19 protein-coding genes are annotated in these 22044 nt (G+C 60.0%); 12 read left to right on the top strand and 7 right to left on the bottom strand.

Features of this window, described 5'->3' with window-relative positions; all coding sequences use genetic code 11:
* Positions 1-5 precede the first annotated feature (5 nt).
* From AC1RLZ_RS15630 to AC1RLZ_RS15605, 6 genes are all read right to left on the bottom strand, one after another.
* The gene (locus AC1RLZ_RS15630) at positions 6-596 is read right to left on the bottom strand and encodes a hypothetical protein (RefSeq protein WP_493189342.1); all 591 of its coding nucleotides are present in this window, start codon (positions 594-596) and stop codon (positions 6-8) included.
* 287 nt (positions 597-883) lie between these two features.
* Positions 884-1021, bottom strand: coding sequence for a hypothetical protein (locus tag AC1RLZ_RS15625; RefSeq protein ID WP_493189341.1), 138 nt, complete (start codon positions 1019-1021; stop codon positions 884-886).
* Between the two features lie 346 nt (positions 1022-1367).
* Positions 1368-3320: an AAA family ATPase gene (locus tag AC1RLZ_RS15620; RefSeq protein WP_493189340.1), complete on the bottom strand. Its 1953-nt coding sequence runs from the start codon at positions 3318-3320 to the stop codon at positions 1368-1370.
* A gap of 106 nt (positions 3321-3426) precedes the next feature.
* The gene (locus AC1RLZ_RS15615; protein WP_493189339.1) at positions 3427-4071 is read right to left on the bottom strand and encodes a hypothetical protein; all 645 of its coding nucleotides are present in this window, start codon (positions 4069-4071) and stop codon (positions 3427-3429) included.
* A 463-nt stretch (positions 4072-4534) separates the two neighbouring features.
* Entirely contained in the window at positions 4535-5527 is a 993-nt protein-coding gene (locus tag AC1RLZ_RS15610; RefSeq protein WP_493189338.1) for a helix-turn-helix domain-containing protein, read from the bottom strand.
* Positions 5528-5583: 56 nt separating this feature from the next.
* Positions 5584-6591, bottom strand: a complete 1008-nt coding sequence (locus tag AC1RLZ_RS15605) for a SphA family protein (RefSeq protein ID WP_493189337.1) — start codon at positions 6589-6591, stop codon at positions 5584-5586.
* 517 nt (positions 6592-7108) lie between these two features.
* On the opposite strand from AC1RLZ_RS15605, the gene AC1RLZ_RS15600 reads away from it, so the two are divergent.
* The 12 genes from AC1RLZ_RS15600 (at position 7109) to AC1RLZ_RS15545 (ending at position 21217) form a co-directional block, all read left to right on the top strand.
* Complete coding sequence (locus tag AC1RLZ_RS15600) at positions 7109-7465, top strand: hypothetical protein (protein WP_493189336.1); 357 nt, start codon at positions 7109-7111, stop codon at positions 7463-7465.
* Positions 7466-7561: 96 nt separating this feature from the next.
* On the top strand, positions 7562-8485 hold the full coding sequence (locus AC1RLZ_RS15595) for a formylglycine-generating enzyme family protein (RefSeq protein ID WP_493189335.1): 924 nt from the start codon (positions 7562-7564) through the stop codon (positions 8483-8485).
* Positions 8486-8518: 33 nt separating this feature from the next.
* The gene (locus tag AC1RLZ_RS15590; protein ID WP_493189334.1) at positions 8519-10222 is read left to right on the top strand and encodes an arylsulfatase; all 1704 of its coding nucleotides are present in this window, start codon (positions 8519-8521) and stop codon (positions 10220-10222) included.
* Between the two features lie 235 nt (positions 10223-10457).
* On the top strand, positions 10458-11483 hold the full coding sequence (locus tag AC1RLZ_RS15585; RefSeq protein WP_493189333.1) for an AAA family ATPase: 1026 nt from the start codon (positions 10458-10460) through the stop codon (positions 11481-11483).
* Positions 11484-11493: 10 nt separating this feature from the next.
* Positions 11494-12498, top strand: a complete 1005-nt coding sequence (locus AC1RLZ_RS15580) for a DUF58 domain-containing protein (RefSeq protein WP_493189332.1) — start codon at positions 11494-11496, stop codon at positions 12496-12498.
* Position 12499: 1 nt separating this feature from the next.
* Positions 12500-13021, top strand: coding sequence for a DUF4381 domain-containing protein (locus AC1RLZ_RS15575; protein WP_493189331.1), 522 nt, complete (start codon positions 12500-12502; stop codon positions 13019-13021).
* Positions 13008-14006, top strand: a complete 999-nt coding sequence (locus tag AC1RLZ_RS15570) for a VWA domain-containing protein (RefSeq protein ID WP_493189330.1) — start codon at positions 13008-13010, stop codon at positions 14004-14006. Before AC1RLZ_RS15575 ends, AC1RLZ_RS15570 begins: the two co-directional genes overlap by 14 nt.
* Complete coding sequence (locus AC1RLZ_RS15565; RefSeq protein WP_493189329.1) at positions 14003-15571, top strand: VWA domain-containing protein; 1569 nt, start codon at positions 14003-14005, stop codon at positions 15569-15571. Before AC1RLZ_RS15570 ends, AC1RLZ_RS15565 begins: the two co-directional genes overlap by 4 nt.
* A complete protein-coding gene (locus AC1RLZ_RS15560) occupies positions 15568-16905 on the top strand; it encodes a BatD family protein (protein ID WP_493189328.1) in 1338 nt (445 codons plus the stop codon). The genes AC1RLZ_RS15565 and AC1RLZ_RS15560 overlap by 4 nt, the downstream gene beginning before the upstream one ends.
* A 32-nt stretch (positions 16906-16937) precedes the next feature.
* Positions 16938-17912: an HAD family hydrolase gene (locus AC1RLZ_RS15555; protein WP_493189356.1), complete on the top strand. Its 975-nt coding sequence runs from the start codon at positions 16938-16940 to the stop codon at positions 17910-17912.
* Between the two features lie 177 nt (positions 17913-18089).
* A complete protein-coding gene (locus AC1RLZ_RS15550) occupies positions 18090-20210 on the top strand; it encodes an adenylate/guanylate cyclase domain-containing protein (protein ID WP_493189327.1) in 2121 nt (706 codons plus the stop codon).
* Positions 20207-21217, top strand: coding sequence for an ABC transporter substrate-binding protein (locus tag AC1RLZ_RS15545; RefSeq protein ID WP_493189326.1), 1011 nt, complete (start codon positions 20207-20209; stop codon positions 21215-21217). Before AC1RLZ_RS15550 ends, AC1RLZ_RS15545 begins: the two co-directional genes overlap by 4 nt.
* Positions 21218-21346: 129 nt before the next feature.
* Here AC1RLZ_RS15545 and AC1RLZ_RS15540 read toward each other — a convergent pair whose 3' ends face one another.
* Positions 21347-21859, bottom strand: a complete 513-nt coding sequence (locus AC1RLZ_RS15540) for a hypothetical protein (protein ID WP_493189325.1) — start codon at positions 21857-21859, stop codon at positions 21347-21349.
* Positions 21860-22044 lie beyond the last annotated feature (185 nt).

The raw sequence follows: 22044 nt of genomic DNA, 5'->3' as shown, positions 1-22044 counted from the left end.
GTTGATCAGGTTTTGACGAAGGTCGAGCCGCGGCTGAACTTCGTGTCCCGATCCAATTCGAGGTGCCCCAACCAATCCAAGCGGATGGCAGCGACAAACGCGTCGATCGTTTTCCCGAGGATGCCCTGAAGGGCGGCAACGGAAGACGCCTTAGGCAACTGCCCCAAGGCTTCGATCGCTTTGGTTTCATCGTGGTCCGACCGATACGGGGCCAGGTGGCGACGAAGAAGTCTTGCGTTGTACAGACGCGGTTTAACGAAGACCTGCTCTTCGGTGACGAGGCGAAAGCCGTGGCCCTTGCGAGCGGCGGCGGATTGCATGCCGTCAACGAGGTCCCGCTGGCAAGCCGCGTCTTTTGCGTTCTCGCCCGTCAACCACTTCACCGTACGGACCGTCACCAAGTCCCGCCGACCGTCTTTGTGGGCGAACATGTAGTCGGGCTTCCACTCCTTCATCTCGCCGCGCACATTGACCGCAAGAGGCTGAGGATCGACTACGATGTCGGTGATGTCGCGTGTGAACGCATCGGTGACGGTGAGAAACTCGATTGCGAGCAAAGACCGTCCACCGATCAGCTTCTGTCCGATACCCATCATCGGGACTTCTCCGACATAGTGATCCTCTTGCCCGGACCGGACTGCTCCAGGTTGGGCTCCCACGCGGTGACCGCGCTGTTTTTTGTTTGCCTTCGGTTTGCTCGACGGCTTGGTCGTGCTGGGCACCGGCGCGAAACGAGCCGGTGTGATGTCATGCCTCGATGGCGTGACGCGGCGATGCCGGACCTCACGGTGCGGCTTCTGCTTCTTCTGGGTAAAGACCTCTGCCTCCTGGCAGGCACGCGGACATGTGTCCTCGTTCGTTCCGGATAGCGCCGGATCGACCGTCAGCCTGTTATGAGGCAGCCCCCGGAGGTGTCATCGACGTGAGCACCGGATGCGATCCCGAAATGATTGGGTGCATCAATGGGTTCAAAGGCGTTGGTGGGGTGAGTGAAGGCTTTAGCTTTCTTCTGGTTAGTCATTGCACACGACTCCTCATCTCAACGCCTGCAAAGCGCCGAGCGTCTTTGTCGTTGCCAGAGTTCTGGCACGTGTCAGCGGTGCGAAAGTTTCTCCGCAAGGTTAGGGGTTGACGCTGACATAGACGGCTTTGAGGATTGGATCGACGGGCGCGAAAGAAAAAACGAGTTGATGAGCGTTTGCATCGCGTTTCTCCTTCAGTTTGCAACCGCGACAGTTCGGTCGTGATTGACCTTTCCACACCGGGATGGTGTGGATGAAGCCGCGCCCAAGGACTAGGTCCTTTGAAACGCGACAGCACGATCCACATACCAACAGCGAATTCTGAGATCCAGTTCTGACGATGCATCATGGGGTACTCGTTTGCTCGACGGTTACCGCGTCGTTCTTCGATTGGTTGGAAAATTCGGGAAAATTTTCTGGATCGATGATCCGCATGATCTCCTCGGCTTCGATCGTGCCGCGCTCCGTAAGAATTCGCGCGATGTCGTCCAGGTATCGCCAATGTTTGGCGATCTCGTCCTTCGCGCGCTGCAAGCAAGCATCCAGCACGACAGCAACCTGACGACGAAGGATCGGGTCGGCACGAATTCTTGCGAACACTTGATCAGGCTTGCTCGCCGCAACGTAGACGAGATCGTCGCCGAGGCCGTAGGAGACTTGCATTGCTGCGGCGATCAGCGTGGCGTGCCGGAGGTCGCAATCATCACCACCTCCGCCGCCGTCGCCGTAGTCGTCGTAGACGTGAACCTCGGCGGCGATGCCCGAAAGAAGCACCGTGATCTGCGCGAGGTACGCCTTCTTGGTGAAATTGACGCTGGGGGTTTGATGGAAGGCGGTCCAGCCTCCGTTGCCGTTTTGGGTCACTTCCCGGAACACACGAGCTTCGACCACGTTCCGGCGCGTTTCTGCCGCCAGAAGACGACCGACGACGACGTGGCCAGCCTCATGGACGCACGCCTTGCGGAAGGCATCGTCGGACAGCCGAACGCGAGGAGGAAGCCCGAGCTCGAGATCGGCTGTCGTCAGCGGACGGCGCTCCACCCGAGCCTTCCGGCGGGCATCGCGCACGGTCTGCTCGATCACGGCACCGGACGCTCCTTCGAGACGGATAGCAATGTCCATCAGGCCGCTGAGATGCCGGTCCTCGCGCAGATGATGCCTCAGGATGCCAAGCCTTGCCGTTACGTCCGGAAGCTCGATGCGGATGTGCTTGCCGAGACGACCGGGACGCAGGATTGCGCTGTCGATCTTGTCCGGCATGTTGGTAGCGCCGACCACCACGACCCCTTCGCGACCATCGATGCCATCAAGGCATTCGAGCAAAGCGTTGATGACCTCGCGCTCGTAAGTCTCATTCCTTCCATTCAGCGTTTCACGATCCCCGAAGCTGTCCAACTCGTCGATGAACAGGATGCAGGGAGCGTCATGGCGTGCAGCATCGAATGCCCCGCGCATCGCCTTTAAGAGGTCGTTCAGATACCCCTTAGCCTGCCAGCGGGCGAGCGAATGGATGTGGATGGGCACGCCGCCTGTGTTGGCCAATGCCTGCGCGAATGTCGTCTTCCCCGTTCCCGTGGGACCGCTGAGGAGGACGCCGCGGTCGACGTCCGCCCAAGGCAGGTCTCCAGCCAGATAAGCCTTCAGGTCCTCAGCAAGTTCGAGCCCCCAGACTGCCGCATATCCGAGGCCATGCATGTGCTCGAGACGCGTCTCATTGGGCGGGTCGGATTTCAGGTTTTTCTGGGAGGCATTCTTCAGTTGCTCGAGGCCGCGAACGACAAGATTCGAGTTGCGCCCCTGCCTGATCACAGCACCAAGCATGGAAAGTGGCGCCTCTACGACGGCCTGAAGGAGGTCCGTCGAAATACCATGGAAGCCCACGGCACGACTTGCCGCCAGAATGGCGCTCATGTCGGTCGCCGGAATCGTCACGATGCCATCGGCTGCGAACCTGAAGGTTGCAGGGAAAGCGTCGATGTCCGTAGCAATCCCAAAGACGTGGCTGTTCGCCGCGATATTTTCTGCGGTATCCGCTTCGTCGTCGCGGGGACGCTTTCGCTTGCCGTTGTCGGTCCACTGCAGGACCTTGTAACCGTGAACGGAGGTCTCGCGGTGCATCCTCTGCAACATCAGCCGACCAACCTTGCCCACGATGTCGATATCACTTGGATTTTTGACGACGACCCCGACAACAAACGGGGTGCCGGCGAGGGCGTGATGCATGCCGCCGCGGCGGAGAGCGCGAACAAGCATGCACCGGGCGATGGCGATTCCGACGTCCAGAATGGGACGCTTCATTACCCGCCGTCTCGATTTCCTGTTCATCCGTGACATCGACGTGCTCCGTCGCCTTCGGCCACGCATCGCGTCGCCGGCGAACCATTATTCGTAAGGGAGAGGGCGATCAGCCTCGGAAGGCGGACACTCTGGTGTCGGGGCCGATACGGGCCTCGTCGATGTCCATTTCGATGAAACGGCGCAGGACCAGTGCGGCGACGACGCCTATGGCATCGTGTCCACTCCGGACGACTTGAAGACAGGTCGAGAGCGGCACGGAGCCGTATTCCTCCAGCAGACCGAGAATCCGGACTCGGTCACCGAGGGATGCTCTGTAGGAGGCGTATTGGACGAGATCGCGCGCGTTCTCGAGCCTGACGTCGCCACGCAAGTCAGCTTCACGACGGGTCTCATAGCCGTAGCCGAGCGCCTGGGCGGCTGAGTTGGCCCATTCAGGAGGAATACGGTTGCGCAAGGTGGGGATCACATCGATCAGGCCTTGGCCTGTAGCCCGTGTCACCGCAAAGTCTGGGACGTGCCTTCGATTTCGATGACTCAGGACCAGAGGAAGGCACGACCACGAAGTGACCGTCGGGTCCAGATCGAGAAGGACGCCGACGTCGCGCGCAGCCTGTGTCCGGAAGACTGGATAGGCCGTGCACCGCACGACATTCCGCGGCGGGAAGGAAAGGGCGGAGGCTTCTTCTCGGATGCTTGTCAGCAACTTCGAGGTGGAGTCTTGCCGTTCAAGATTACGCTGGGGTTTGGGCATGGATACGCTCGTCCCGAAGCGGATGAAATCATCCGGGAATCCTTGGAATGCTAAGGTCTAAGGAGTCAGCGTATTCGTATGAGCGATGCACGCGTTTCCGTGGTGCGCAGAGGGCGCATCCAGGCGGTCCAGAAGTGGGAGATCGCGTTCATCATAATAGAACAAATAGCGAACTTTGCTCGAGTGTCAATGGATTTTGTTTTCGATCAGAACATCGAGATGACCGTTTCACAAAGCTCCTAGTCACGAAGCCACGCTGTTTTGGGCGGACTGAAGAGACCATTTTTGCGGCTCTATATAGTATGGCTAAGGGCAACATTCTTGAAAACCCTCATATTTACAGTACATTAACGTCACTCACTTGAGTGGGCGCAGCAGATTTCACTTGAAATAGAGCAGCATGATAAACGTGTAATCGACGACATTTAAGAGGTCGAAGTCTCGTACCGGCGGGACGAAATCCTCAGTGCGGCGCGAAGCCATTGGGCAAATGCGCATCCGGAAATCGAGCTTTGCGATTTCGTTGACCGAAGGTTTGGGACGGATATTCGCCAAACATGGTCCGGTATTCGCCTGAAAATCGGCCGAGGTTGAGGAAGCCATGTTGCATGGCGATCTCGGCAATTGTCGTAACGCGTGGCGGGCCTTGGAGCAGTGCGGTGTGTACCGAACAGAGTCTCTTGCGGCGAAGGAATGTGACTGGCCCGATCCCCAACGTCTCATGGAAGGCCCGGTGCAGGCTGCGTCTTGAGACCTTCAGCTCGTTGCAGACTTCTGAAATGTGAAGCGGCTTGGCGCTGTTCAGATCGATGTAGTGTTCGGCTTCCCGAGCGATCCTCCGCGCTGACGGCAAGTGAACGGGCCCATCTGCCGGTACGTTTTGAATCACGGGGTGCGTCATCATTTCCACGAAAGCGCAACGCCAGAACCGGATAGCATCGCTGGTGAGGACCGCATGCATGGTTGTCACCTGTCGCAAGGTTTCCAGAATACGCGAAACGAAGCCTGGATCGGGAACGTTACGCCAATGACTCCTTTGCCAAGTTTGCGGATCGCAGATGCGCGGCTCCTGTCCGAAGAGCATAGAAATATCCCGATGGGAGAGTGACATCGTCGCGAAGGCCGCGCCGCCGTAATAGCGCCCGCCATGTTCGACACCGGGCGGTGTCACCAGAACGTCGCCGGGATACATTTCGCGAGACCAGTGCGTGACGCGCCCTCGGGTGGCCGTCAACATGCCGATCGTGGTTCTGTCGGGGCTGAGAACGCCGCTCGATCTGACCCCGACGGAGAACTCACCCACATTGACGGGCAGGCCGTCGACCGACAAATGCGAGATGAAACCTGTGACGCGACCGGGATCGAGCTGCACGACTTCGCTGCGTGCTCCCTCAACCGCGGCATTTAGTTCTTCGAAATTTGTGAGTCGGCGCGTCCTGACTGATATGCCCGTCATCAATCCCACCCATCGTGCCTCAATGAACTAGCCAGGGGTCTCCCGAGGTGAAGGACCTAGAATTTGGTTTTTATCGCCCGCCCATCGGCAAGCGCCATGGCATTGGTATCCAGCGCCACGGGCACGGACACAGTGAAGTAACCGGCGGTGCCTTCCATGCGATTCACGGCATCGAATTCACGATAGATTTTCAAACGGGTTGAGACGGGGAGCTTGCCGACCTCGAAGGTGTATCCGATCGAGCCGCCGAGTGCCATGACCCGACCTTCAAAGGCGCCCAGCCGCGCGCCTGTGCCGGAGTCTGCCGTCAGTTGCTGGTAGTAGTAACCGACGAGCCCGAGCGTGAATTCCTTGGTGATGTATTTGGTTGCTGCCCATTCGAGGTGGAATTCATCGCCACTCTTGTAGTCGGTCGCCGTGTTGGTCTGGTTGAAGGTGACGCCCACCGCGGCGGACAGATCCCAGCCGATAGCAGGATCAAGCCACGTGAACGTGCCGAAGACGTCGAGTGCCGGTCTGTTCAGCGAGGCGTTCGAGAGCTGGCCGGCCACATAGGTTCCGGACGGGATCACGCCGCCGACGCCGAGCTGCCAGTGGAAATTGCCCGACTGCCATCCGACAAAGGACTGGAGAAAGAAGTCGCTGAGGTTGGCATTCTTGTCCGTCACGCCAACGCCGATCGGTCCGAAGCGCGGCGAGTTCACCAGCAAATTCGCATTCACGCGCGGCTCGCCCACGGGCACCGTCAACGAGAATGCAAGATTGCCGCCCAGAATCTTGGCCGGTGTAACCCATAGCGTTGTTGGCAACTCGATCCAGCTCTGGGCCGAGACGTCTGCGACGAGAAGACCACCGGTGGGCAGCGTTCTGCCGCCGCCGAGCTTACCGTCATAATAATAGAAGTCATTTTGAAAGAAGACGCCGGGCGGGGGCGTGATGCCTGCGCCGGTCGCGTGTGATCCAAGGAGGAAGACACCTACGCCGCCTTCTGCTGCTATGACTGGAGACTCCGATAGGCAAAGCAGGGCGCTGGCAGCGACCGTCATTGTCAAAGAGAAGCGCATCAACGAACTCCACTTGGCAGAACAGCACAAAGAGCGACAGTATCAACATACGCGTAAATCGATGTTCGTCACGCCGAATTTCCACGCCATCTACGTTCTTCATAGGGTGTTGCGGTCGCGCCGCGCAACATCCGCAATTGGATCGACTGATCTGACAATTTGAGGGGCCTGCGACAAAATATCTTAAGCCCTCTGCGGTGTCCCGTGAAGATTGGCACAAACTGGACATCACAAAACTGCAGGGCTCGGCTACAGTTGCTTGGTTAGTATGAGTGATAGCGGCCGCCACAACTCATATTGCAGTGCTGATTGGGGAAGAGACACTGACTCACCGCCAGCGAGAGCGAGCGAGTTAATGAAAGGGCGTCCTATGAAGTCAAGCGCACTCCCATTTCGATTCTTTGAGAAAAAACGCGTTGTTCACGCCCTGTTTTCCGCAGCAGTTGGCATAACAGTCGCGAACATAAATATCTCTGATGTATTCGCGATGGGTCCGTTGGTGGGTCGCGCCGCGCTCATGGATACAGATGCGGGCTATGGCGCGCAGAATATCGTTACACCAGTTGCTGTGGTGCGGCGCGGGGCAGTTGCGCGGCGCACCACGGTGGTTGGTCCGCGCGGCGGCGTCGCGAGCAGAACGGTCGTGCGTCGAGGAGCCGTCGTACGGCCCGGCGTGGTGCGTCCCGGGGCGTGGGTGCGACCGACGTGGTATCGTTGGGCTCCAGGCGGCGCAATTGCTGCAGGTGCTGCCTTGGGCTTCGTCACCGCCGCAACCGCAGTTGCATGGGCAGGTGCTCCGCCTGCCGCGGGCTATTGCTGGTACTACACCGACGCCAGCCGGCAGCAGGGCTTCTGGGACGCCTGTCCACGCTAGCGTCGAAAGCAGGCTGGTGGGAATGCCATGGATGCGATAGCGCCAGAAGAAACGACACGAGGTCATTCCGGCGTCGTTGACCGGGATGGTCGGGACATGATCCGGATTCCCGGTGGCACATTCCTGATGGGATCGAATCGTCATTATCCGGAAGAAGCTCCCGCACATCGCGTGAGCGTGAGCGAGTTCTGGGTGGATGCGACGCCCGTCACAAACCGCCAGTTCAAGGCGTTTGTGAAGGCAACCGGTTATGTCACGACCGCGGAAATTGCACCGGACCCGAAGGATTATCCCGGCGCGCTTCCGCATATGCTCTATGCGGGCTCGCTGACTTTTTCACCGCCCCAGGGCGCCGTCGATCTGCGCGACTGGGGCCAGTGGTGGAAATTCCTTAAAGGCGCAGATTGGCGTCATCCCTATGGATCTAAAAGCAATATCAACGTTCTGGATCACCATCCTGTTGTCCATGTCTCATTTGCCGACGCGGCCGCCTATGCGGTGTGGGCCGGGAAAGAATTGCCAACCGAAGCGGAGTGGGAGTTCGCCGCGCGCGGCGGCCTTGATGGCGCCGAGTTCGCTTGGGGCAACGAATTTACGCCCGGTGGCGTGCACATGGCCAATACCTGGCAGGGCGAATTCCCCCGACAGAATCTGAATGCCGATGGCTATGAGCGCACCTCGCCGGTGACGGCTTTTCCGCCGAACGGCTACGGTGTGCACGACATGATCGGCAATGTCTGGGAATGGACGTCGGACTGGTACGCCCAGCAGCATGAGGCCGACGCGCCGAAGGCCTGCTGCATCCCGCAGAACCCGCGTGGTGGCCGTGAGGATGCAAGTTACGACCCTCGCCAGCCGAACATCAAGATTCCCCGCAAGGTCATCAAGGGCGGCTCGCACCTCTGCGCGCCGAATTACTGTCGGCGTTATCGCCCGGCCGCGCGGCACGTGGAAGCGATCGATACGTCCACCAGCCACCTCGGATTCCGGTGCGTGAAGAGGAAGCCACCGGCGTCGTAATGTTCAGTTCTCACAGTGAAGAAGGAGCCTAGAATGCCCGGTGACTCCCAGCAACCAAGCCGACACGAAGCGCCATCGACAGAGACTGAAGACCGCGCGCTCAGCCGCCGCAATATTCTACTTGGCTCGTCCGCCCTGGTTGTCGCGACAACGCTGACATCCGGCGCGCTCGCACAGGCCCAAAAGGCGGCGCCTTCCGCGGCCTCTCCGACGCCTGCCACGGCTTCCGGGCGCAAGCCGAATATTCTCGTCATCTTCGGCGACGATGTCGGCCAGACCAATATCAGCGCCTATTCGTTCGGGGTGGTGGGTTACAAAACGCCGAACATCGACCGCATTGCCAAGGAAGGCATGATGTTCACCGACTATTATGCGGAGAACAGTTGCACGGCCGGCCGATCGACATTCATTACCGGCCAGGCATGCCTGCGCACCGGCCTCTCCAAGGTAGGTGCGCCCGGGGCGCCAGTCGGCCTTCAGAAGGGGGACATCACCATTGCCCAAGCACTCAAGCCGCTGGGCTATGCGACCGGACAGTTCGGCAAGAACCACCTCGGTGACCTCGACGAGTATCTGCCGACCAATCACGGTTTCGACGAGTTCTTCGGCAATTTGTATCACCTCAACGCCGAGGAGGAGCCGGAACAACCCTATTGGCCGAAGGATGATAAGGAGTTTCTAAAGGTCTACAACGTGCGCGGCGTGATCCGAAGCTTCGCAGACGGCAAGATCGAGGACAGCGGGCCGCTGACCAGGAAGCGGATGGAGACCATCGACGACGAGACCACCGCCGCGGCGATCGACTTCATGAAGCGCCAAGTGCAGGCCAACAAACCGTTCTTCACCTGGATGAACACGACTCGCATGCATGCCTTCACGCATGTGCGCGAGTCGATGCGCGGACAGAGTGGCATGGTCGGCAACGAATATGCCGACGGCATGGTGGAACATGACGGCGACGTCGGCAAGCTTTTGAAGACGCTCGACGATCTCGGCATCACCGACAATACCATTGTCATCTACACGACTGACAACGGCCCGAACCAATGGTCGTGGCCGGATGCTGCCACGACGCCTTTCCGCAGCGAAAAAGACACGAACTGGGAAGGCGCCTTTCGCGTTCCGGCGATGATACGCTGGCCCGGCCGCGTCGCGCCGGGTCAGGTATCCAATGGGATAGTCTCAGGCCTCGACTGGTTTCCGACACTGCTAGCTGCCGCTGGCGACCTCGACATCAAAGACCGACTGCTCAAGGGATGGCAGCCGGCGGGCAATCCAACCACCTTCAGAAACCATCTCGACGGCTACAATCAGCTCGACTACCTGACGGGCAAGTCGCCGAAAAGCGCGCGCACCGATTTTTACTATTTCAGCGACGACGGCGATCTGGTGGCGATGCGGTATGACGACTGGAAGGTGGTTTTTTCCGAACAGCGAAAGCCCGGCGGTCTGCAAGTCTGGGCCGAGCCGTTCACGACGTTGCGCGTACCGAAGCTGTTCAACCTCCGGATGGATCCGTATGAGCGCGCAGACGTCGTCTCCGATCAGTATTACGACTGGTTCTCCAAGAACGATTATCTTCTGGTGAAGGGGCAATTGAAGGCCGCTGCCTTCCTGCAGACCTTCGTGGATTATCCACCCAGCCAACGTCCGGCAAGCTTCAACGTGGAGGGCGTACGCAAACAGGTCGACAAGGCGATCGACAAGTCTTTCAAGGACCGTGGCATCGAGAAATAATCCAGGACGCGAAGTTGCCGGTCAGTTTCGTGCCGGCCGGCACATCCGTTCTTTGCGAAGTGAGGTGAGTGAAGTCTATCGGGACACTGTAGGGCGAACCCCAGGCCTGTCTCCAATTCGTCTGCAATCCATTTTGGAAAAGGCACTGTGTGAGAGCCAATTCAAGAGCGGTCCCGAGAGTGAGGAAGCAATATATCGTCGGGTGCAACTGGCAATAATACCATGAAAGAATTGAATGGGTGTATCGGATACCGTGGTTACGTCACGCAACGCCGGGCCTGATCCTGCATCGACTGTCCGCGATGGCGTCCTTGCCCTGAAGACGCGCATCGGTGCTTCCATTATCGGCCAAGATGAAATGGTCGAGCGGCTCGTGCTTGGTTTGCTGAGCAACGGCAATCTTTTGGTCGAAGGGTTGCCGGGCCTCGCCAAGACACGGGCGATCAAGAGTCTTTCGAAGAATCTAGACGCACAGTTCTCGCGCATTCAGTTCACGCCGGATTTGCTGCCCTCCGATATCACGGGATCCGAGGTGTATTTTTCCGACGGCGGCAAGGGTGAGTTCAAGTTTCAGCAGGGACCGATTTTCGCCAATCTGGTGCTCGCCGACGAGGTCAATCGTGCGCCGGCGAAGGTGCAAGCTGCGTTGCTGGAGGCGATGGAGGAGCGGCAGGTCACGGTCGGCGCCGAGACCCACAAATTGCCACCGCTCTTCATGGTGATGGCGACGCAAAATCCGATCGAGCAGGAAGGCACGTATCCGCTGCCCGAAGCGCAGCTCGATCGCTTCTTGATGCATATCCAGGTCGGATACACCGACGAAAAGTCGGAGGGCGACATCATGCGCCTGGTGCGGAGCGAGGAACGCGGCGACAAGGGATCATCCTCGATCTCACAAAAGCTGGCGCAGCAGGTGGTGCTGGACGCGCGTGACGAGGTCAATACGATCACCGTCTCACCAGCCATCGACGAATACATCGTCGCGCTGGTGTTCGCCACGCGCTATCCGGATAAGCTCGATGCGGAGCTCGCAAAATGGATCCAGATCGGCGTCAGCCCGCGCGGGGCGATAGGCCTCGACAAGGTCTCCCGCGCACATGCCTGGCTGAACGGAAAGGATTTCGTGACGCCGGATGACGTAAAGAGCGTCGTGCATGACGTCTTCCGTCACCGATTGGTGCTGTCTTACGAGGCGCACGCCGCGGGCATCTCGGCCGATCAGGCGATCGACCGAATCGTTGAGCGCGTCGCGGTTGCTTGAGGGGGACTGCATGCGGTTCGCTCTTGCGGCGATGGGACGGACTTCGAGGGGACGCCGACAGCGCGAAACATCCGCGGTTTCCGACCGCGGCGTCTATACGTCGGTGCCCGAACTCGCGGGATTGGAAATCTCGGCGCGGGATTTCAGTTTTCTGCGTCGACAACCCGTCCACAGCTTGCTTTCCGGCCGCCATGGCTCGCGGGTGCGGGGACGGGGGCTCGCCTTTGAAGAGTTGCGCCAATATTTGCCCGGGGATGACGTCAGGACGATGGACTGGCGCGTCACCGCCCGGACGGGCAAGCCCTATATCCGCGTCTACACCGAGGAGAAGGACAGGCCGACGATCCTCATCGTCGATCAACGTATCAACATGTTTTTCGGATCGGTGCGTGCGACCAAATCCGTGGCGGCGGCTGAGGTTGCCGCGCTGAGCGCGTGGAGGACGCTTGCTCAAGGAGACCGGATCGGGAGCTTCGTCTTTAACGATACGCAGATTGACGAACTACGCCCGCACCGCAGCCGGGCCGCAGTGATGCGCCTTGCCGAAACGGTCACGGGCCGAAACCGGGAATTGCGTGCAGATACCAACGCGCGCCGGATGCCCGGGCAATTGAACGCGGTTCTTGATGCCGCGGCCAACATCGCCACCCACGATCACCTCGTCATGGTGATCAGCGATTTCGACGGACACGATGCCCGGACCCGTGATCTGCTGCTGCGCCTTGCCGGTGACAACGAGGTGATGGCGGTTCTGATCTACGATCCATTCCTGCTCAAGCTGCCGCAATCCGGAGATCTCGTCGTCAGCGACGGCGAGCTTCAGGTCGAACTGGGATTGACGCATGGTGGAATGAGGAAAAATCTGGCGGACTTCGCCGATGCCCGCGCGAGGGAAATCCTTGGGTGGCAACGCGAAATCGGGGTCACCGTCATGCCGGTTTCCGCCGCGGAAGAGGTGGCGCCGCAGGTGCGCCGGTTGCTCGGCCAAGCGGCCGTGCAGGCGCGGAGGCGCTGACATGGCTGAAACCAACGTTTCCCTTGACGCCACTACCCGCGTCGCGCTGCAAAAGCTGGTGGACATTTCCGTGCCGCCGCCAGTGTCCTGGATGCCGCAGACCTGGGGATGGGCGGTTCTCGCCGCCGCCGCGCTGGCGTTGGTCGGCTGGCTGTCAGTGCGAGGCTTGCGGCGTTATGCAGTGAACCGTTATCGCCGTGATGCATTGGGCGAACTTGCCCACATCGAAGCCCGGCTCGCCGATGATAGTCAGCGAGGCGAGGCACTGGCAGCGATGCCTGAATTGCTAAAGCGCGTCGCACTCGCCGCGTGGCCGCGAACCGAAGTCGCCTCGCTGTCGGAGGAGCCGTGGATCGCGTTCCTGAAGGCGCACGGTGGCGCGCAGGGTTTTCCCGCCGCCGCCGCACGCCCGCTGGTTGACCTCGAATATCGCTCACACGCCCCCACGATGAGCGCGGATGAGGCCACTCTTGTTGCCAAGGCCGCACGCAACTGGATCGAGGACCACGTTGTATCAGCTTGACTACCCTTGGCTGTTGGCGTTGCTTCCGCTCCCGATCCTGATCTGGTGGCTGTTGCCACCCTATCGCGAGGAGACGGCATCGATCCGGCTGCCGTTCTTTCAGGAAGTAGCCGAAGCTTCCGGAATGACGCCGACGCGCGGCGCCATCATTCCCAAGACAAACTGGCTCGAAAAACTGATCGCCCCAGTCTGCTGGGCATTGGTCGTGTTCGCGTTGGCGCGCCCGCAGTTTGTCGATCCGCCCATCCGGAAGGTGCAGCCGGCACGCGATCTCTTGCTCGCCCTCGACCTGTCGCAATCCATGGACACCAGGGATTTCAGGAATCCGGCGGGCGAATTGATACCCCGCGTCGAGGCCGTGCGTGGTGTCGTGACCGACTTTGTCACACGGCGGACCGCGGATCGAATCGGCATGATCGTGTTCGGCGATGCGCCTTATCCGGAAGCGCCATTTACACTGGATCACGTCACGGTAGAAATCATGATCGCGAATGCCTTGCCAGGCATGGCCGGGCCGCGCACGGCGCTGGGTGATGCCATCGGGCTGGCCATCAAGATGTTCGCGGACAGCAAGGCTCCGGAGAAGGTGCTGGTGGTGCTGACCGACGGCAACGATACCGCAAGCAAGATGCCGAGCGACCGCGCTGCCGACATCGCCAAACAGAACGGCATCCGCATCCACACTGTCGGCATCGGCAATCCCGATGCCAGTGGTGAAGACAAGCTCGATACATCCGCACTACAGAAAATCGCTGCGACGACGGGCGGGCAATATTTCTTCGGCCAGGACCAGAGCCAGCTCGAGCAAATCTACGCGACACTCGACCGTATCACGCCGTCGAACGCGACCACGCTGTCGTGGCGGCCGCGCCGCGAACTGTTCCAGTATCCGCTCGGCGCGGCGCTCGGGCTGCTGATGGCGTATCACCTCCTGATGTGGCTGTTATCGGCCATTCGTGGCTCGCGTGAGGTGATCGCGCCATGATCGGGGATTTTCATTTCCTGCGGCCAGCTTGGCTGTTGACGCTTGCGGCGGCAGCCGCGCTGGCGTGGGTCGTTTCGCATCACGATGACATGCGGACCAAATGGCGGCACGCTATCGCCCCGCATCTGCTTGATCACTTGCTGCTCGATCGTGGCAATACGCGGCGCATCCGACCGGTTCATCTCACGATCCTGCTGCTGGTGACCGGCGCCATTGCGGCTGCCGGACCGACCTGGCGACACGAGCGCTCGCCCTTCGTCGAAGACACAGCGCCGCTCGCGATTGCGATCGATCTGTCGCAGGCCATGGACGCGACCGACGTCTCCCCATCGAGACTGGAGCGCGTGAAGTTGAAAGTCAGGGACCTGCTGGCGCTGCGGCAAGGGGCCCGCACGGCGATTTTCGCCTATGCTGGATCGGCCCACATGGTGCTGCCGCTGACCGATGACGCGAAGCTGATCGAAACCTACGTGGACTCGCTGGCGACCCGGATCATGCCGGTGGCCGGCAAGAACACTGCGAAGGCGCTCGAGGTGATCGAGGCGGCGCTGGCCCGCGAGACGGTGCCTGGCACGATCCTGTTCATGACCGATGGCATCGAGCCCGCGGCATTTAACGCGTTCGCGCATCATATCGGCCGCAACGAGATCATGGTGCTGGGCGTCGGCACCGCCCAAGGCGGCCCGGTCAAAACCGGCAATGGCGAATATCTTACGAACGCGGCGGGCGCGCGCGTGTTTGCGAAGCTCGATATCGACGCGCTGAAGCGGCTCAAAAGCGAGGCGGGCATCCAACTGGCGACGATCACGACCGACGATCAGGACGTGCATTGGATTGCCCGGCGTGCGCAGGCGCATTTGCAGAAGGGGCAGGCGGAGGCCGGCACCCGTTGGGAGGATGTCGGCTGGTGGCTGGTGATCCCGATCGCGCTGCTCGGCGCGCTCTGGTTCCGCCGGGGCTGGACCATCCGCTGGGCCGGGGCGATCATTCTGGTCACGCTGATGATGCCACAGCCGCGCGCGCAAGCGGCCGAATGGCGGTTCGCGGACGTCTGGCTGACGCCAGACCAGCAGGGACGCATGGCGTTCGATCGCAATGATTTCGATCAGGCTTCCGGATTGTTTGCCGATCCCATGTGGAAGGGCATAGCGCTATATCGCGGCGGCAAATACGACGCCGCCGTGGATTCCTTCGCACGATTGGACACTGCGGAGTCCTGGTACAATCAAGGCAATGCTCTGGCGCATCTCGGCAAGCTGCCGCAGGCGATTGCCAGCTATCAGCAAGCCTTGAAGAAGCGGCCGGACTGGCCGGAGGCCAAGGCCAACCTGAAATTGCTTCAGGATGCGATCACGGCGGCCAAGAAGGATGATCCTCAGGAAAGCAACGAGCAGGCGGACAAGCCCGATCAAATTCAGTTTGACGACAAGGGCAAGAAGGGCAAAAGCGGCATCGTCGATGTCGGTCGGCAGACCGCCGAGATGTGGATGCGCAACATCCAGATTACGCCAACCGATCTGCTGGCGCGCCGGTTCTCCATCGAAGCGCGGGGGATCAGGCCATGACGCGGATGGGACAGTTTCTTTTGTCGCTGGTGGCGTTGCTGGTCGCGACGACGGCAGATGCCGCCGAACCGTTTGTTCGTATCGTGATGCCCCCCGCGACGCCGTATCTTGCCGGCCAGCCGATCAATCTGGAAGTTCAGGTCCTGGTGCCGAACTTTTTCATGTCGCCGCTGCAATTCCCGACCCTGGATATCCCCGGTGCAGTGGTCACGCTGTCCGACGACCGCGCTCTCAACTTCAACGAGACCATTGGTGGCGAAACCTATTCCGGAATCCGCAAGAGCTACGTGATTGTGCCCGAGCAGGCCGGGACCTTCCGCGTGCCGCAGGCGCGAGTCACGTTTTCCTATGCGGCTGTTCCGGGACAGGCGACCCAGGCTTCCGTATTGATTCCGGCGCAAACCTTCGAAGTCAGACTGCCCGCGGAAGCGATGGGGCCAAACGGTCCGTTACCGCTGGCACCTCTCGAAATTACGCAACAGTGGGATCGAGCTCCAACCGGCCTGCAAACCGGAGACACCCTGACGCGAACGGTGAGCATTTTCGCCATAGGGATGCAGGCGATGATGATACCGCCGCCGAGGCTCGACACGCCTGATGGGGTCAAGGCCTATCCGCACGACCCTGTTCTTTCGAGCGAAAAGACAAACGGCCGGGATTTCGCTGGGGGCCGCCGCGTTGACCAGGTCACCTACAAGTTCATGAGACCGGGCAACTATGTTTTTCCGGCGGTGATGATCGATTGGTACAATGTCGCGACCGGAAAGGCTGAGGTGGCGCAAACGCCGGAGGTCACAGTCAGCATTGTAGCCGCACCCGACACGGCGCCGGCGATTGCGCCGGAGCGCGAAGAGCCGTCAGCACCGGTCGGCCGGGGATCCTGGTTGCAGCGAGGACTTGCCGCGTTCCTGATCGTCGTGGCTCTCGCTTTGGCTGGCACGCGCTATCTGCCGCGGATACGCTCGTCGATTGCAGTGCGACGCGAGGCGTACCGACAGTCCGAACCGGCCCATTTCAGGAGATTGAGGACAGCGTGCCGGGGAACGGATCGGATGCTGGTCTATCAGGCATTGGTGGCATGGGCGCAGGCTGCCCGCATCACGTCGATTTCCGCTTGGGCGCACCTATTCGGGAAAGCGAAACTCGTAGCCGAGATCGATCGGCTCGATCGAGATCTGTTTTCCGGCCGAGTTGCGTCCGCCGACTGGAAGGCAGGATCGCTGGAGAGCGAACTCGTGCAAGCGCGTCAACATTCTCTCAAGCGGCAAGTGCGCGGTCGAAAACAAACTATGCTTCCCGCCCTCAATCCTTCCTGGAGAAGCGAGGTCCCGTAATGAACACGATAGCAAGGCGCGTCCTCCTGCTGATGTTGCTTGGCAGTCTATGCGGCTTGGCTGGCGGCACCAGCCAGGCGCAGACTGATCCTTTGCCGTCCTGGAACGATGGCGCGGTCAAGAAGTCCATCACCGATTTCGTCTCGCGCGTCACGGAGCAAGGCAGTACCGACTTTGTCCCGATCGCGCAGCGCATCGCGACCTTCGACAATGACGGAACGCTGTGGTGCGAGCAGCCGGTTTACTTTCAGGTCGCGTTTGCCTTCGATCGCATCAAGCTCATGGCTTCCCAGCATCCGGAATGGAAGACAACGCCGCCGTTCAAGGCGATCTTGGAAAAGGATATGAAGGCACTAGCCGCCGCGGGTGAGAAAGGCCTAATGCAGATCGTGGCCGCTACCCACAGCGGCATGACCACGGAAGAGTTCAACGAGGCCGTCCTCGGCTGGACGGCCAGCGCGCGTCATCCACGCTTCGATCGTCCCTACACTCATCTCGTTTACCAGCCGATGCTCGAGCTGCTGGCTTACCTGCGCGCTAACGGCTTCAAGACCTTCGTAGTGTCGGGAGGCGGCGTAGAATTCATGCGGCCATGGATGGAGAGGGTCTATGGCATTCCACCGGAGCAGGTCGTCGGCTCGTCCGGGGTCGTCAAATTCCAGATGGACGCCAACGGTAAACCGTCGCTGCTCAAGACACCGAAGGTCGAATTTGTCGATGACGGCCCCGGCAAGCCCGTCGGCATCAACCGGTTCATCGGACGCCGTCCGATCTTCGCGTTCGGAAATTCCGACGGCGACCTGCAGATGCTGCAATGGACGACCGCAGGCGCAGGCGCGCGTTTTGCCGGGATTGTCCATCACACCGATGCGGAGCGCGAATACGCCTACGACCGGCAATCGAAGATCGGCAAGCTCGACAAGGCACTCGACGAGGCGACCGCGAAGGGCTGGGCGGTCATCGACATGAAGCGGGATTGGAAGACGATTTTCCCGTCAGGGAAGTGAAGGCTTCGGTACAACGCCGGTTTCCCTCCTTTCTTCGACCGAGGCAGGCAGATGTTTCTGCCATCGATTAGTCCGGCCCACGCAACAATACTTCGACAAGTCGTGACGCACTTCGCAGAATCTTCCAAGCCATCGTGGAAATAATGAGACGAGCGACACAAATGATCGACATATGAGATGACAGGCCGTCCAGCGCTAGAGCAGCGAAAACTACGTATCGGATTCCGCACGTCGATCGTCACGCTTTTCGTGGCGGTGGTGCTGATTGTCGGATTGACGCTGGTCTATCTCAGCTTCAGCCGTGTCTCGCTGATCACGCAGACGGCGGCAAGCACTTTCATCGACAAGGTGGCGCAGCTCGGCGCCGACCGGATCGATTCAAAATTCCGAAACGTGCGAGATAATCTCGAAATTCTCGCTGGCCTTCCGTCGATCCAATCGGCGGAAATCGAGGACAATTCGCGGCTCTACGGCCTGATGGCTTCGATGCTGCGCAACAATCCGCAGATATTCAATCTCTATGTCGGCTATGAGGACGGCTCATTCCTTGAAATGGATGTGATCGACCGCGCCAAGCCCGCGTTCCGTGCAAGCCTCGGTGTGGATGAGGATGCCGCCTTCCGCGTGGTCATCATTTCACGCACTGGCAACGCATCATCGTCGCCCGTAACCATCTTCCTTTCGGATAATCTGATCCAGGTTGCCGAAACCAAAGGCCCCGCGACCTATGATCCTCGTCTGCGGCCATGGTACATCGAGGCCTTCAAGGATGAGAAAACGCTGCTGACCGGGCCGTATGTTTTCTTTGCGACCGGCCAGCCTGGTTATACTTTGCGCACAGCGCTGAAGGAGGGCCGCCGTGGCGTGGTGGCCGCCGATCTCCTGCTCAATCGCCTTGAGGTGATGCTGGACGAGCAAAGGCTCGGCGTCTCCGGGGTTGCCTTTCTATTCAATGACTCGACGCGGATCGTTGCGCATCCCGAGATGAACCGGCTGATGGAGGAAATCCCCGAGCGCGGCAACGAGCTACCATCAATGAGTGCGATCAGGCTGCCCGGTATTTCGCAGGCGGTTGAAACGTGGCGAACGGGCGGCGCCTCTCAGCAGTTTTTTGCGGATGATGCCGGGCGAACCTATGTCGCCGCCTTCCACGGCATCGAGACAGCGGGCGACGCCGGTATCAAGCTCGCTGTGATCGCGCCGCTCGACGAATTTTTCGCGAAGATCCTTTCGGAGCGCCGCGGCTTGTTTGCGCTGGCTCTCGGTTTTGTGCTCGGCATGCTGCCGCTCGCGATCTGGCTTGGCTCGATGCTCGCGAGGTCGCTGCGCAGCCTCGCCCAACAAACCGACGAGATCCAGCATTTCAGGCTCGCGGATCGTCCGCGCCTGCATTCGGTCATCGATGAGATTAACGACCTCGGCCTGTCGGTATTCACGATGCGGACGGCGATCCGCAATTTCTCAAACTTCGTGCCGCGGCAGATCGTGCGGCAGCTCATCGAGTCCGGAGCCTCGATCGAGCTTGGAGGAGCGCGGCAGGAAATCACCGTACTCTTCACGGATGTCGCCGATTTCACGGCGAAAACGGAGAAGGCTGATCCTTCCGAGGTCATGATCTTCACGTCGCGCTATTTCGCGGCGCTGTCCGAGGTGATTATGAAATATCAGGGCACAATCGATAAATTCATTGGCGATGCCGTAATGGCATTCTGGAACGCCCCCGATGACGATCCCGACCATGTCGCCCATGCTTGCGAAGCCGTGCTTGCCTGCGTCAAGGCAAACAGTGATCTGAACGAGCAATTCCGCAGCGCTGGATGGCCCGCCTACGGGACCCGCTTCGGCCTGCATGTCGGCGACGCCGTCGTCGGCAATGTCGGCTCCTCCGACCGCATGAACTATACCGCGCTCGGCGCGACCGTTAACCTCGCCGCCCGGCTGGAAGGGCTCAACAAAAATTACGGGACACAGGTGCTGGTCAGCGCCGCCGTGAAGGAGCGCGTCGAAGGACGCTTCGCTTTCCGGAGCATCGACGAAATCAGGCCGAAGGGCTTTGCGGAGGACGTGCGGATCTTTGAACTGCGTTGCGAGGAGGATGGAACTTCGGAGCATGCCTTCTGCCAGCGCTGGGAAATCGTCTACGCTGCGATCCGGAAGGATCCCCCGGCCGCAGCACTTGTGCGGGTCACCGACTTTCTAGCCCAGTATCCCGGCGACGGCGTTGCGCAATACCATGCGGAAGCGCTTCGCACCGTATTGCAGGCGCCACGGCTAATGACTGGAGGAGCCATCCAATGACGCGCTTCCTTGGGCGATTGGACAGGCGTCAGGTACTGGCTGGTGGGCTTGCGGCAGGCGCCGCTTTTGCCGCACCAGCTATTGCACAGGCCCGGACGCGGGTCCGACTGGGGTATTTGCATGTCGTGGCCGTTGACGGCCAGATTTTTACCGGTCTCGATCGCGGTACGTTCGACAAGCAGGGCATCGATTTCGAGCTCGTCGAGCGCAACACCGGGCCAGAAGTGTTCGAGGCGCTGGCGCGAGGGGAGGTGGACGTGCTTTCGGCCGGTGCGGTGATCTCGAGCAATCTGGCGTTGGGCGCCGGACGGGGCTTCCTGATCAACGATATCGAGGTCGCGACCGCAGAGCTCTGGGTGCGGCCGGACCGCGGCGTCAGGTCCTTTGCCGACCTTCGCGGCAAGCCCATTGCGACGACCACTCGGACTACGGCACATATCTTTCTTGACCGCGCCTTGCGTGCCAACGGCCTTAGTCTTTCCGATGTTCAGGTGGTCAACAGCAGCATGCCGCAGGCCGTCGAGGCATTCATTGCCGGAGAGGTGCCTGCCGTCGCGCTATGGGTGCCGTTTAACCTGCGCGTCCGCGAAAAGCTTCCGGATGCCATCAAGCTGGTGGATGCGTCGGCCTTCTATCCGCAGTCGGCTGTGGTTGGCGGCTGGGTCGCGGGGCAAGATTATTTTGCCGCCAACCAAGATGTGTTCAAGCGGATCATCCGCGGTTGGGCGGAAGCCAACGACTACATGGTGCGTAATCCTAAGGCAGCGGCGGAGGCGCTGCAGCAGCGGCACTACCAGCAGGCGTCGATCGCAGACATCGCCGAAGCGCTAAAGGCCCAAAAAATGTTTTCGTCGCGCGAATGGAGGAGGCTCTATTCCGACGGGACAGTCATGAGATGGCTCCAGCAAGCCAGCGACTTCTTCGTGGCAGACGCCGCGCTTTCCACCTCGAAACGAGCATCCGAATATTTTGATCCGGCCATTTATCTTTCTACGATTCAGCAATGAAAACGGCCAACACCGAAGAGATCGGGGCGTTGTTCGAGATCGGCACCCGCGATAGAAACAAGCGGTCCGGCATTAGGCTCGCCCCGCACTGTAGCATGTGCCTACTAGAGCTTCAGGGCGGGATAGTCCCTAGAGTTTCAGCCCCGACGGCTCGGCGGTGACGATCTTAGAATCCAAATTTCCCAGGTCATACGAGCCGATGGGGTTTTTCGATTCTTCCGGATCCCAGCGAATGTCGGGATTATGCTCAGGTGGAGGTGCGTCGGTTTGGCCTGCCTCGCGCGCGAGCCGGTGCCGACAGCGCTCGCGCCAATAGATCGCTTCCTTGTTCTCCGTTGGAGACAAAAGATCTAGAATGCGCTGCGGGCAGAAATCTGACACTGGACCTTCGTCTTCATAAATGCCGCTGAGCTCGTACACGTTCTCGCCCAATGCAGGCTTGGGCATGACCAGAAGAACGCCACCATCAACGACGTCGCCTGTCTGCAACGCAATGGCTACGCTGTGTTCGCCACGATCATTGTAGTAAATCTGAAAATCGAGGACGTCGTCGCCGAACTCCTCATCCAGATGGGCCTCGATAGCCTCGCTGACGTCCCCAGATATCTCGACGGTTTCGCGCATGTCGAACGCATTGCCCATATGAATTCCTCCCTCTGTCCCCCGAAATCTAGCGAGGTTTTACGCAAGCAAGAAAAACGCTCGAATCGGACCATACTCCGGGGCAAATCGGCATATTGAGGGACTTTCTCCCTTTGAAGGTCACCACCATACGTTGAAAGTCTCCGTCGATTTTGCGAAACAGAGCCATCAAGGGTGCTGGGGAT

The organism is Tardiphaga sp. GW822-FHT04G09, assembly GCF_058800725.1.
The sequence above is the reverse complement of the archived record's forward strand: the minus strand, read 5'-3'. Positions and strand labels throughout refer to the sequence as shown.

What these genes read in the sequence shown, in the direction of transcription:
- AC1RLZ_RS15575 (WP_493189331.1), top strand. Translation starts at nt 12,500, where the DNA reads ATGGCTGAAACCAACGTTTCCCTTGACGCCACTACCCGCGTCGCGCTG.
- AC1RLZ_RS15615 (WP_493189339.1), bottom strand. Translation starts at nt 4,071, where the DNA reads ATGCCCAAACCCCAGCGTAATCTTGAACGGCAAGACTCCACCTCGAAG.
- AC1RLZ_RS15545 (WP_493189326.1), top strand. Translation starts at nt 20,207, where the DNA reads ATGACGCGCTTCCTTGGGCGATTGGACAGGCGTCAGGTACTGGCTGGT.
- AC1RLZ_RS15540 (WP_493189325.1), bottom strand. Translation starts at nt 21,859, where the DNA reads ATGGGCAATGCGTTCGACATGCGCGAAACCGTCGAGATATCTGGGGAC.
- AC1RLZ_RS15560 (WP_493189328.1), top strand. Translation starts at nt 15,568, where the DNA reads ATGACGCGGATGGGACAGTTTCTTTTGTCGCTGGTGGCGTTGCTGGTC.
- AC1RLZ_RS15600 (WP_493189336.1), top strand. Translation starts at nt 7,109, where the DNA reads ATGGATACAGATGCGGGCTATGGCGCGCAGAATATCGTTACACCAGTT.
- AC1RLZ_RS15605 (WP_493189337.1), bottom strand. Translation starts at nt 6,591, where the DNA reads ATGCGCTTCTCTTTGACAATGACGGTCGCTGCCAGCGCCCTGCTTTGC.
- AC1RLZ_RS15565 (WP_493189329.1), top strand. Translation starts at nt 14,003, where the DNA reads ATGATCGGGGATTTTCATTTCCTGCGGCCAGCTTGGCTGTTGACGCTT.
- AC1RLZ_RS15630 (WP_493189342.1), bottom strand. Translation starts at nt 596, where the DNA reads ATGATGGGTATCGGACAGAAGCTGATCGGTGGACGGTCTTTGCTCGCA.
- AC1RLZ_RS15610 (WP_493189338.1), bottom strand. Translation starts at nt 5,527, where the DNA reads ATGACGGGCATATCAGTCAGGACGCGCCGACTCACAAATTTCGAAGAA.
- AC1RLZ_RS15580 (WP_493189332.1), top strand. Translation starts at nt 11,494, where the DNA reads ATGCGGTTCGCTCTTGCGGCGATGGGACGGACTTCGAGGGGACGCCGA.
- AC1RLZ_RS15550 (WP_493189327.1), top strand. Translation starts at nt 18,090, where the DNA reads ATGACAGGCCGTCCAGCGCTAGAGCAGCGAAAACTACGTATCGGATTC.
- AC1RLZ_RS15620 (WP_493189340.1), bottom strand. Translation starts at nt 3,320, where the DNA reads ATGAAGCGTCCCATTCTGGACGTCGGAATCGCCATCGCCCGGTGCATG.
- AC1RLZ_RS15625 (WP_493189341.1), bottom strand. Translation starts at nt 1,021, where the DNA reads ATGACTAACCAGAAGAAAGCTAAAGCCTTCACTCACCCCACCAACGCC.
- AC1RLZ_RS15555 (WP_493189356.1), top strand. Translation starts at nt 16,938, where the DNA reads ATGTTGCTTGGCAGTCTATGCGGCTTGGCTGGCGGCACCAGCCAGGCG.
- AC1RLZ_RS15585 (WP_493189333.1), top strand. Translation starts at nt 10,458, where the DNA reads ATGGGTGTATCGGATACCGTGGTTACGTCACGCAACGCCGGGCCTGAT.
- AC1RLZ_RS15590 (WP_493189334.1), top strand. Translation starts at nt 8,519, where the DNA reads ATGCCCGGTGACTCCCAGCAACCAAGCCGACACGAAGCGCCATCGACA.
- AC1RLZ_RS15595 (WP_493189335.1), top strand. Translation starts at nt 7,562, where the DNA reads ATGATCCGGATTCCCGGTGGCACATTCCTGATGGGATCGAATCGTCAT.